Raw genomic sequence first — 12204 nt, 5'->3', positions numbered from 1 at the left:
AGTTTGCAGTGGCGCTCTTGCTAAGGAAAGAAAGATGAAAACTATCGACTCTTACACATTTTTGAATTATCTAAGTGGTTTTATTCATAAAACTATGTCAGCTCAACAGTGTTTAATTCAACAAGGAAGTAACGTTCACCAGTGTTTTTATATTGTATCTGGTGAAGTTGCGATGGAAGTACAAGATAGTGAACTAGACCGACGTGCACAGTTACCTGTTTTGTTCAAAGATGGTGACTGTATTGGTGCAAAGGAGCTCTTAAGTGGTGCGGTATTGCCGTATAATTTTATTGCAAAAACAAATTTAGAAGTAATTCCCTTGGATATTCTGCAATTGCGAAAAATCCTGACTGAGCAGCCAGATTTTTATTCGTTAATTTTACAATCATTAAGTAAACAGTTTGACGTTTCTTTGCAAAACCAAGTTGATAATGCATTAAATTTAGCACCCATTAAAGAAGTTGAATTTATTGTAAGTGGTGCGAATCAAGCGTATGCAGAAATACAAACATTACCCGAGGAAATAATTGATCAAGCGATTATGGCAATTGCACATGAGGTGAATAGTCATTCAGAAAAACTTGCGCAAATGGTGATAATGGAAAGCGGCATGGGCGTACTTGAAAATAAAATTCAAAAAATTCAATTGGGTACGTTAGCGGTTGCCGAAGATTTAAAAGGTAAACCGGGTGTTGGTAGTATTATTGAAATTGATGATGGTTCTCGGGGAGTGGCCAATAGCATGGGTGTGGTTTTTGCTATGATTCCGGTGACTAATCCAGTAGAAACATTAACCTTTAAATGTTTGATTGCACTTAAGTCACGTAATGCCATCATTATTAGTAGTCACAGAAAAGCAAAAAATGTGGGCAATGAAACTGTTAAGCTTATTCAGAAAGTTTTAAAGCAACATAATTTACCGGTTAACTTGGTGCAAACTGCGCAACAGCCATCTTCACGTGCATTAACTCAAGCCTTTATGGCTCATGAGGGGGTGCACTTTATTTTGGCAACGGGCGGGCCGTCTATGGTGAAGTCAGCTTATCAATCCGGTACACCTGCTATTGGTGTGGGTAAAGGTAATGCTCCTGTTTGGATTGAAAAAACCTGCGATGTAAAAAAAGCAGCTCAAGATGTGGTTTTCAGTAAAAGTTTTGATAATGGAATTGTATGTGGCTCAGAAAATAATCTATTAGTTGATGTCAGTATTTACGATGATTTTTTGCAGGCGGCTGTAAATGCAGGTGCGGCGGTATTTAATGACTTTGAATTAAATGCATTATTAGAAGTTGTATTTTCAAATAATAAATTAGATAGCCGCTTTGTGGGAAAAAGTGCACAAGATGTGTGTGATGAATTAGGTATTAAGCGCGACTATCCTGTTAAATTAATTTTGGCAGCGACCGAACGTCAGCCCCATGGAACAGCTTTATTAAAAGAAAAATTATTGCCAGTGTTATCGGTGACTAAAATTCAAAATGATCAGCAGGCTTTGGATCTTGCCAAGGCAATTCTGTCGGATGAGGGTGCAGGCCACACTGCGATTATGCATAGTGAAAATGAAGAACTAGTGAATCAGTTTGCTCAGTATTCCGATGTTAGTCGGGTATTGGTGAATGGTCCGGGTACTTTGGGTTGCATTGGTGCAAATAATGGATTGCAGTTATCTTGGACATTAGGTTGTGGTACGCAAGGTGGTGGTGCCACAAGCGATAATGTAAGTTATAAGCACTTGCTGAATTTTAAACGTATTGCGTATGCAGATAATTAAAAACTAATAATTTAGTATTGCTTTTTTTAATTATTTAGTATGAGTTAAAAACAAAAAAGCCCAGTCAGATACGACTGGGCTTTTTTATTTTTATTTTTGTTATTTCAGATTTTATTGCTTAGGCAAGCGGATACCTAGGGTTGCTTCAAATGTTAAAAATTCGCCATTACGAATTGCCCCTAGTTTTATTTTATCTCCGGGCATTAGGTTGGCTATTTGGCGCATGGTATCAGTGCCCTTATTGGCTTCTTTCCCATTAAAGTGCGTGACGATATCCCCTTCTAGTAAGCCAGCATCAAACGCTGGGCCGCCATCAACAACCCCTACTACCACTTGGCCTTGTAGTTGGTCTGGTAGGCCAAATGCTTTTTTAAGAGACGGAGACAGTTCTTGGGTCTCTAATCCGAGCCAGCCACGAATTACATGGCCGTATTTTAATAGGTTGTCCACCACTCTTAAGGCGTGATTCAGAGGGATGGCAAACCCGATACCTTGGTTTCCGCCAGACTTGCTGTAAATGGCTGTATTGATTCCCACAAGCTTGCCATCGGCATTGACTAATGCGCCTCCTGAGTTTCCGGGATTGACGGCAGCGTCTGTTTGAATGAAATCTTCATAGGTGGTGATACCTAATTGGTTGCGTCCCGTGGCGCTGACGATACCCATGGTCACTGTTTGTCCTACACCAAATGGGTTGCCAATGGCTAGGGTGATATCACCCACTTGTAAGTTGCTATCTTTAGAGAACTCAATGACAGGGAGTTCTTTAAGGTAAATCTGAAGTAGGGCAATGTCTGTTTCAAGATCGGTTCCAATGACTTTTGCGTTAGCCGTTCGTCCGTCTTTTAGGGCGATGAGAATTTCATCGGCATCTGCAATGACATGGTTGTTGGTAATAATTAAGCCTTGTTCGGCAATAATTACACCGGAGCCTAAACTGTTTTGAATTCGGCTTTTAGGTACGGGTGCCCGCTCAAAAAAGCGCCTGAAAAACGGATTAGCCAGAAGTGGGTGGGCTTGCTGGTTGATGGTTTTACTTGTGTATATATTGACAACCGCAGGAGCCGCTTTATTCACCGCAGGGGCATACGACTTTACTGGCTCATAGCCATTATTGTTGCTGGGGATAAAATGAAGGGCAAGGCTAGCAATGACCAGTCCCATCATAATTGACCAAGATATAAAACCAGGCTTTTGCATCTGAGCACCAAATCTTCGAGAATGGGGCAAGTTTACGCAAATGAGTATGGGATATGAAGTTAAACGAGCTGGTCAGTTATCTAAATAGTGAACTACAAGTAAATCAATTTCGAGATTACTGCCCAAATGGCCTGCAAGTTGAAGGCTCCCCTGACATAAAGCGTATTATCACAGGGGTCACGGCGTGTCAGGATTTAATTGATGCGGCGGTAGCACAAAGTGCTGATGCTATCTTGGTACACCATGGTTATTTTTGGAAAGGCGAGCCAGAAGCCATTATAGGTATTAAGAAACAGCGCATTCAAACCTTGCTTAAACATGATATTTCATTGCTGGCTTATCATCTGCCGTTGGATTGCCACGCCACTTTAGGAAACAACGTGCAGTTAGCCGATGTATTGGATTTTGAAGTGACAGGGCCTATAGACCCAAATGATAGTGGGACTCCGGGGCTGGTGGGGCGTTTAGCTCAACCTATGACAGCAGGAGAGCTATTTGAGCACATTGGTCTTAGGCTCAATCGCATGCCTCAGCATATTGGTGAGCAAGACGATATCATCGAAACCATTGCTTGGTGTACCGGTGGCGCTCAAAGTTATATGCAATACGCCATAAACCAAGGAATTGATGCGTACCTTACTGGTGAAATAAACGAGCCTAGTGTGCATAACGCGCGGGAGTCAGGCACGCACTTTTATGCGGCTGGTCATCACGCCACAGAAAGGTATGGTGCCAAAGCACTGGGAGAGCACCTAGCTCAGCAATTTGGTTTAGATGTATTATTTGTTGATATAGATAATCCCGTCTAGTTGCCTTTATTTTTTAAGGTAAGGCGAGCTAGAATGCCCCTTTATTTCATATAAGCCAGAATTATGACCCAGCCTCAAAGTCGTGTACTTGTTGAAGTGAGCAATAGTATTGCTTATGTCTCTTTAAATCGTCCTGAAAAACATAACGGCTTGGATCAGGCTATGATTCTGCAGCTTGTGGCAGCCGCGAAGGAAATCCGTAAAGACCTTAGCATTCGTTGTGTCATATTAAAGGGGGAGGGGCCAAGTTTTTGCGCTGGGTTGGATTTTGCTTCAGCGGCTAAGAATCCAATGATGATGCCCAAATTCTTTATTAAGTTGCCTTGGAGCAAAGATAATATGTTTCAGCGTGTTGCTCATATCTGGCGTGACCTACCTGTGCCTGTGATCGCGGCCGTACACGGCAACTGCTTTGGCGGTGGTATGCAGATTATTCTTGGGTGTGATTACCGAATCGCCACGCCGGATGCCAATCTATCTATTTTAGAAATGAAATGGGGCTTGATTCCTGATATGAGCGGTATGGCGACGTTGTCTCGCTTAACCCGTGTGGACATAGCCCAAGAACTGACCATGACGGGACGCTTTTTCAGTGGTGAAGAAGGTGCCCAGTATGGCTTAATCAGTAAGTTGAGTGCTAACCCCCTTGAAGATGCCGAAGCGCTAGCCAAAGTTATATGCGAAAAAAGCCCAGATGCGGTTGCTGCCACTAAGTATCTGTTCAAAAAAACATGGAAAAAAGACACTCGTGGTGCGTTGTTATGGGAGCGTTTAATCCAGTTACGTTTATTGGGGCGTAAAAATCAGAAGATCGCCATGGCCAATGGCCTAGCGAAGGGTAAAGAGCCTCGAGCATTTCTTGATCGTACATCATTCAAATAATATACATTTGTATTCATTATGTGATTGGTAGAAACTCAGCCATACTTCAAATTGGCTGAGTTTTACTAACTTGTCGTAAGTGTTAGTAATCCAACTCTGCATAGTTGTCGTAAAATATTCAAACGCTTGTTTTAATGGCTTAGATCCCTGTACTGACTATACTTCATCAGCATTTAATTGCTTAGTATCAGGCAAAGTCTTGACAAAATTGACTTGCAAACGTATGTTTCAAACACTTGTTTGAAGTTTAAGTCTGGCCAGCTCGTCTATTTCAAGTGCTGACAGATAATTTGAGAGAGTTCGGTTACCGAGCTTAAATGAATAACCAACGGCCCAATTTGGGCCTATGATTGTAGGCTAAGAGGTTGCCATGCCAGAATATAAAGCTCCCTTACGTGAAATTAAATTCGTACTTGATGAAGTGCTAGATATGCCTAGCCACTACGCTAATCTACCTGCGTACGCTGACGTTGCTACTCCAGATATGGTTGATGCCATCATTAATGAAGGCGCTAAATTTTGTGAAAATGTATTATCACCATTGAACCGTGGTGGTGATATCGAAGGCTGTACTCGTCATGATGATGCCTCTGTAACAACGCCTACTGGCTTTAAAGAAGCTTACAAGCAGTATGTAGAAGGCGGCTGGCCTTCAATGACCCACAGCGAAGATGTTGGCGGTCAAGGTCTTCCTGAGTCTCTAGGTACGGTTGTTTCTGAAATGATCGGTACGGCGAACTGGTCTTGGGGTATGTACCCGGGCCTTTCTCACGGTGCAATGAACACTATTAGTGTTTGGGGTACGCCAGAGCAAAAAGAAGAATACCTTACTAAATTAGTAAGTGGCGAGTGGACAGGTACCATGTGTCTAACTGAGCCTCATTGTGGTTCTGACCTTGGTATTCTTAAAACCAAAGCTGAGCCAAATGCTGATGGTTCTTACGCAATCTCTGGTACTAAGATCTTTATTTCTGCTGGCGAGCACGACATGGCTGATAATATTGTGCATATCGTACTAGCGCGTCTGCCGGGTGCTCCAGAAGGTACTAAAGGTATCTCTCTATTCATCGTGCCCAAATTCAATGTTGAAGGTGGCGAAGTTGCTGACCGTAATGGTGTAACTTGTGGTTCTATCGAGCATAAAATGGGTATTCATGGTAATGCTACGTGTGTAATGAACTTTGACGGCGCTAAAGGCTTCCTAATTGGACCTGAAAATAAAGGTCTAAACGCCATGTTTACTTTCATGAACACTGCGCGAATTGGTACAGCTATTCAAGGTGTTGCGGCAGCTGAAGGCTCATTCCAAGGTGCATTAGCCTATGCGAAAGACCGTCTAGCTATGCGTTCTCTATCTGGCCCTAAAGCTCCAGAGAAAGCAGCTGATCCAATTATTGTTCACCCTGATGTTCGTAAAATGTTGTTAACTCAAAAGGCATTTGCTGAAGCGGGTCGTGCAATGGTTTATTTAACGACTCAGCAAAACGACATCGTTCATAAAGGTGAAGATGAAGCAGCGCGCAAAGAAGCTGATGAGTTGTTAGGTTTCTTAACGCCAATTGCTAAAGCATTCATCACTGAAACTGGTTTTGAAGCTGCTAACCATGGTGTTCAAGTATTTGGTGGCCACGGTTTCATTGCTGAATGGGGTATGGAGCAAATCGTTCGTGATACTCGTATCTCTATGTTGTATGAAGGTACAACTGGTATTCAGGCGCTTGACTTGTTAGGTCGTAAGGTTCTTTCAACTCAAGGTCAGTCATTGAAGGGTTTCACCAAACTGGTTCATAAATTCTGTAAAGAAGAAGCAGATAACGCAGAGCTTGCTCACCTAATTGCGCCGCTTGCTGAATTGAATAAAGAGTGGGGCGATCTAACCATGAAAATTGGTATGACTGCTATGAATGACCGTGAAGAAGTAGGTTCTGCTTCTGTTGATTATCTAATGTACTCTGGTTATGTAACATTTGCATACCTATGGGCTAAAATGGCTAAAGCGGCTCAAGTTGCGCTAGCTGCTGGTACAACTGAAGAGGCTTTCTATAACGCCAAGCTAACAACGGCTCGCTTCTACTTCACTCGTATTTTGCCTCGTACTAAAGGCCACGCTGCAACTATGTTAGCGGGTGCTGATACACTTATGGATCTAGATGCAGAACACTTTGCATTCTAATCTGACTTAAACCCTGCTGGTCAGGGTTTTAAGTTTAAAAAAACCGCAATTCGTAAGGGTTGCGGTTTTTTTGTGGTTGCTGATTTTGTGGAGAGGGATTTGTCGTAATAAGGTTGGGGTTGGCCTTATATTGCTTTTAGGGTGTGGCTAGGTGATTTCCTGTTGGAATTATAATTGTCACATAGGTGACTAATTGATGACTTTTAGGGTGCTTTACTGTACTGTGTGAATTTGTATTCACTTCTTTTCTTTTTGCTGTGATTTGCGAAATAAACTGTTTTATGTGTCGCTCAGGTGATAGATTTTAATAAATAAATCTGAATTTATTTTTAAATAATGTAGAATGTCTCTCATATTTATTCGGCCTGACTATTATTTATACGGCGGTATTTTTTTGAGGATAGAACATGCCTGAGTATCAAGCACCATTACGCGACATGCGTTTCCTACTTAATGAAGTTTTCGACGCTCCAAAATTGTGGTCTGAAAACCCACGTTTAGCGGATGTCGTTGACCCTGAAACCGCTGACGCTGTTCTTGAGGAAGCGGGCAAAATTGCTGCACAAGTCATCGCACCTATTAACCGTGAAGGTGACGAGCACGGTTCTAAATGGCATGAAGGTCAAGTCACCGCTCCTCCGGGGTTTAAAGAAGCCTATGCAACCTACTGCGAAGGGGGTTGGGGTGCCCTAGGTGGTGATCCAGAATTTGGTGGCATGGGTATGCCTAAAATGCTGGTTGGCCAAGTAGAAGAGATGATTCAAGGCTCAAACGTGTCTTTTGGCCTACTGCCCATGCTTACGGCCGGTGCGTGTTTATCCCTTAAAGCCCACGGCAGCCAAGAATTAAAAGACAAATATCTACCTAACATGTATTCAGGCCAGTGGCCGGGTGCCATGGATTTAACCGAACCTCATTGCGGTACAGACTTGGGTATTATCCGTACTAAAGCGGAACCCAATGCAGACGGCTCATTCGCTATTTCAGGCACCAAGATTTTCATAACTTGGGGTGAGCACGATATGGCTGAAAACATCATTCACCTTGTACTGGCAAAATTGCCTGGAGCACCTACTGGCCCGAAAGGTATCTCGTTATTCCTAGTGCCTAAGTTCCTTGTTAATGAAGATGGATCGTTAGGTGAACGTAACCCAATGGGCTGTGGTTCAATCGAGCACAAAATGGGTATTAAAGGTTCTGCTACCTGTGTTATGAACTTTGACGGCGCTAAAGGCTGGCTAGTGGGTGAAGAAAACAAAGGCCTTGCAGCCATGTTCACCATGATGAATTACGAGCGTGTGGCGGTAGGTATTCAAGGTTTAGGCATCGCCGAAAACTCGTATCAAAATGCTGTGGTCTATGCCAATGACCGTTTACAGTCGCGAGCACCTACAGGCAAGCAATTCCCAGAAAAAGCCGCCGACCCAATTATTGTCCATCCGGATGTACGTCGTATGTTGTTAATCATGCGTGCGAATACAGAAGGTTCTCGTGCATTTTCTACTTATGTATCTAAATGGTTAGATTTATCTAAATTTTCTGATGATGAAGAAGTAAAGCAAAACGCCGAAGCCATGGTTTCATTATTAACTCCTGTGGTGAAAGCATTTTTAACCGATTTAGCGTTAGAGTCAGCAGTGGCTGGGCAGCAGGTATTTGGCGGACATGGTTTTATTCGTGAGTGGGGCCAAGAACAACACGTACGAGATATTCGTATTACTCAAATTTATGAAGGTACCAATGGTATTCAATCATTAGATTTGATTGGCCGTAAGATTGCGGCAAACGGTGGGGCACACTACAAGATTTATCAGCAAGAAATTAACGATTTCATTGCTTTGCAGGTAGATAACAAAGCGATGTCTGAATTCATTAGCCCGCTTAAAGCCGCTTTGGCCAATCTGACTGAACTAACAGAATGGGTGATGGATAAAGCACAGAATAATCCAAATGAGATTGGAGCCTCATCGGTTGAATATCTACAAGTATTTGGTTACACCTCTTTTGCTTATATGTACGCCATGATGGCGGCAAAAGCACTACAGAATAAAGGCTCTGAGCCTTTTTACGAAAACAAGCTCGCTACAGCTCGTTTCTTTGTTAAGCGTCTACTTCCTCGCTACATCTCTCTCAGCGAATCCGTTAAAGGTGGAGCCGATTGTTTGTATGAAATGGACGCAGGTCAGTTCTAATTGGCGATTAACTTTATTGTCCTCTGATCAAGGGCAATGGTGTTAATAGTTATAGTTAGCCATTGATCTTATTTAACAACCGAACCAGAAATGGTTCGGTTTTTTTATGCGTGTTATAAGCCGTTTAAGCTACAAGCACAGGCAGTGAGTATTAGATAAGATGATTAAGCGTCACAGTGCTAATTGAGATAAGATACACAAAATAGTATTGAAGATTAAAACCCTATAATTGAGTACTTAGAAAGCTCTCAATGAATAATGGAAAGTGTAAAAGCTATGACTGATTGCTGCAGTACACCCGGATTAACTCCGTTTGATGATGCTTTAGGGCAACTTTTAGCAAAAGTTGAGGTGATGACCCGCACCACGACACTGCCTATTGAGGAAGCCTTAGGTCGTGTTTTATCGAAATCGGTCGTTAGTAACATAAATATTCCAGCAGCAGATAACAGTGCTATGGATGGTTTTGCTGTACGCATAGAAGACGCTGTAAATGGTGCACAGTTAGAGCAAGTGGCCAAAGTGTTTGCAGGTCATCCATTTGATGGTGTCATTGGTATGGGTCAATGTGCGCGCATTATGACCGGAGGGCAGGTGCCCGCTGGGTGCGATGCGGTTGTAATGCAAGAAAATACCTTAACTCAAGATAATATAATTATCATTGAAAAAGCGGTACGGTCGGGTGAAAACATTCGAAGAGCCGGAGAAGATATCGCTCAAGGGCAAATCGTTTTAGGTAAAGGTAGATGCTTAACACCAGCTGATATTGGATTATTGGCCAGTTTGGGATTTTCCCATGTAACAGTGTTTGCACCTATTAAGGTTGCGCTCATGAGTACCGGAGATGAGCTACAAACGCCGGGGAAGCCTTTAAATATTGGTCAGTTCTATGAGAGCAATGGTTACACGGTAGGAGCGGTTTTACAGCGCTTTGGCGTTGAATTAATGAACTTTGGTATTATTGAAGATGACATAAATGCGTTAAAAAGAGCTTTCACCCAAGCCGACGCATGGGCCGATGTTGTCATTACATCAGGTGGTGTTTCGGTAGGTGAAGCCGATTACACAAAAACAGTGTTAGAGGAATTAGGTCGTATTTATTTTTGGAAGCTTGCCATCAAACCGGGCAAGCCTTTTGCCTTTGGCTTTTTGCCAGATAGTTACTTTATTGGCTTACCGGGTAATCCGGTTAGCGCATTGGTGACTTTGCATCAATTGGCCATTCCGCTATTAAGAAAAATCTCAGGACAAGAGCAGCAGCCTCCTTTACGTTTAAAAGCTGTAGCTGCTACCAATATACGTAAACAACCGGGGCGTATGGATTTTCAACGAGGAGTGTATCAATTAACTGCACATGGTGAGTTGATAGTGCAGCTTACGGGGAGCCAAGGTTCCGGCATGCTGACCTCCATGAGCCGCGCAAATTGTTACATAGTATTGGAGCAAGATAGGGGTTCAGTGCAGGCAGGCGACACTGTCATGATTGAGCCATTTGATCGTTTGTTGTTGTGAGCTTGATCCGCTTGGTGCCTTTGTTGATAGGGTGTTACTTACTTCGTACTAACGCGTGGGATTAATGAAGGGGTCAGGGTACTTTATTTTGTATGAGGAATAAAAAACCGCTTGTGTTTCCACAAGCGGTTCTCAATTTGATGACGTCTAACGTCTAACGTCTAACGTCTAACGTCTAACGTCTAACGTCTAACGTCTAACGTCTAACACTTCGCATCTAGTTTTTCTTTCAGTATTTTATTTACCATGCCGGGGTTAGCCGCACCTTTCGAGGCCTTCATGACTTGACCCACAAAGAAGCCAATCATTTTGCCACGCTTATCTGGCTCAGCTGTCACGTACTGCTCAACTTGTTTCGGGCTGTTGGCAATCACTTCATCAACGATGGCTTCAATGGCTCCGGTGTCGCTTACTTGTTTTAAGCCAAGCGAGTCGATCAGTGCATCAACGTCGTCACCTTTTTCATCCCACAATGCCGCAAATACGTCTTTGCCGCCTTTGCTTGAAATGGTGTTGTCTTTGATGCGTGCAATCATGGCACCCAGTTGCTCTGCTTTAACAGGGCTGTTTTTGATGTCTACTTCGTTTTTATTTAACGCAGCAGAAAGCTCACCCATTACCCAGTTTGCGGCTAGCTTGTAATCATCACAGGCTTTAGCAACGGCTTCAAAGTAGTCGGCCATTTCACGGGTAGATGACAGGACGCTGGCGTCGTATTCACTTAGGCCGTTTTCATCCATTAAGCGCTGTTTCTTTTGATCAGGCAGTTCAGGTAGGGTGTCACGAATGGTTTGAATGTATTCGTCGTCAATGACAATCGGTAATAAGTCAGGGCAAGGAAAGTAGCGATAATCGTTGGCCACTTCTTTTGAACGCATTGAACGGGTTTCCATTTTATTGGCATCAAACAAACGGGTTTCTTGAGTGATGCTACCGCCGTCTTCAAGGATGTCCATTTGACGTTCGATTTCCACGTTAATGGCTTGCTCTACAAAACGGAAACTGTTGACGTTTTTAATTTCAGTGCGGGTGCCGAACTCTTCTTGGCCTTTAGGGCGCAAAGATACGTTACAGTCACAACGCATTGAGCCCTGTGATAAATCACCATCACAAATGCCAAGGTAGGTTACGATGCTGTGCATTTTTTTAAAGTAAGCCACCGCTTCTTTGGCGCTGCGAATTTCTGGCTCGGATACAATTTCAATGAGCGGTGTACCTGCACGGTTTAAATCAATGCCAGATTGTCCGTGGAAATCTTCATGTAATGATTTTCCGGCGTCTTCTTCTAGGTGAGCGCGGGTGACGTTGATGCGTCGAGTTGAGCCGTCATCCAAGGTGATATCTATGTGACCCATGCCCACGATTGGGTGATGCAATTGGGTGGTTTGATAACCTTTTGGCGAATCGGGGTAAAAATAGTTTTTACGATCAAACACCGATACTTTGCCAATCTCGGCATCAATAGCGCAACCAAATTTAACCGCCATAGCGAGGGCTTGTTCGTTAAATACAGGTAAAACACCCGGTAGACCTAAATCAACCAGTGATGCTTGTGTGTTAGGTTCTGCGCCAAATGCGGTGCTAGAGCCTGAAAATATTTTAGATTTTGTGGCCAACTGAGCATGAATCTCTAAGCCGATTACTACTTCCCATTCCATTTTCGAC

The 12204-nt window shown here is 43.1% G+C and carries 8 protein-coding genes; 6 read left to right on the top strand and 2 right to left on the bottom strand.

The features are described from left to right. Nucleotides 1-34: 34 nt before the first annotated feature. The gene (locus tag ABWV45_RS03555) at nucleotides 35-1771 is read left to right on the top strand and encodes an aldehyde dehydrogenase family protein (protein WP_353348758.1); all 1737 of its coding nucleotides are present in this window, start codon (nucleotides 35-37) and stop codon (nucleotides 1769-1771) included. 111 nt (nucleotides 1772-1882) lie between these two features. Here the strand turns inward: ABWV45_RS03555 and ABWV45_RS03550 are convergent, their stop codons facing one another. Next, nucleotides 1883-2971, bottom strand: a complete 1089-nt coding sequence (locus ABWV45_RS03550; RefSeq protein ID WP_353348756.1) for a trypsin-like peptidase domain-containing protein — start codon at nucleotides 2969-2971, stop codon at nucleotides 1883-1885. 53 nt (nucleotides 2972-3024) lie between these two features. Here ABWV45_RS03550 and ABWV45_RS03545 point away from each other — a divergent pair, with 53 nt between their 5' ends. From ABWV45_RS03545 to moeA, 5 genes are all read left to right on the top strand, one after another. Then, on the top strand, nucleotides 3025-3780 hold the full coding sequence (locus ABWV45_RS03545; protein ID WP_353348754.1) for a Nif3-like dinuclear metal center hexameric protein: 756 nt from the start codon (nucleotides 3025-3027) through the stop codon (nucleotides 3778-3780). Nucleotides 3781-3843: 63 nt separating this feature from the next. Then, nucleotides 3844-4662, top strand: a complete 819-nt coding sequence (locus tag ABWV45_RS03540) for a crotonase/enoyl-CoA hydratase family protein (protein WP_353348752.1) — start codon at nucleotides 3844-3846, stop codon at nucleotides 4660-4662. A 370-nt stretch (nucleotides 4663-5032) separates the two neighbouring features. Further along, nucleotides 5033-6835 carry an acyl-CoA dehydrogenase C-terminal domain-containing protein gene (locus ABWV45_RS03535; RefSeq protein ID WP_353348750.1) on the top strand — a complete coding sequence of 601 codons (1803 nt, stop codon included), beginning with the start codon at nucleotides 5033-5035 and terminating at the stop codon, nucleotides 6833-6835. A gap of 407 nt (nucleotides 6836-7242) precedes the next feature. Then, entirely contained in the window at nucleotides 7243-9027 is a 1785-nt protein-coding gene (locus ABWV45_RS03530; protein WP_353348748.1) for an acyl-CoA dehydrogenase C-terminal domain-containing protein, read from the top strand. A 276-nt stretch (nucleotides 9028-9303) separates the two neighbouring features. After that, a complete protein-coding gene (gene moeA / locus ABWV45_RS03525) occupies nucleotides 9304-10539 on the top strand; it encodes a molybdopterin molybdotransferase MoeA (RefSeq protein ID WP_353348746.1) in 1236 nt (411 codons plus the stop codon). A 203-nt stretch (nucleotides 10540-10742) separates the two neighbouring features. On the opposite strand, the gene gatB is transcribed toward moeA, so the two are convergent. Continuing rightward, nucleotides 10743-12197: an Asp-tRNA(Asn)/Glu-tRNA(Gln) amidotransferase subunit GatB gene (gatB, locus tag ABWV45_RS03520; RefSeq protein ID WP_353348744.1), complete on the bottom strand. Its 1455-nt coding sequence runs from the start codon at nucleotides 12195-12197 to the stop codon at nucleotides 10743-10745. Between the last annotated feature and the right edge of the window lie 7 nt (nucleotides 12198-12204).

The organism is Oceaniserpentilla sp. 4NH20-0058 (assembly GCF_040371755.1).
In the GTDB taxonomy this organism is placed as follows: Bacteria; Pseudomonadota; Gammaproteobacteria; order Pseudomonadales; family Oceanobacteraceae; genus Bermanella.
The sequence above is the reverse complement of the archived record's forward strand: the minus strand, read 5'-3'. Positions and strand labels throughout refer to the sequence as shown.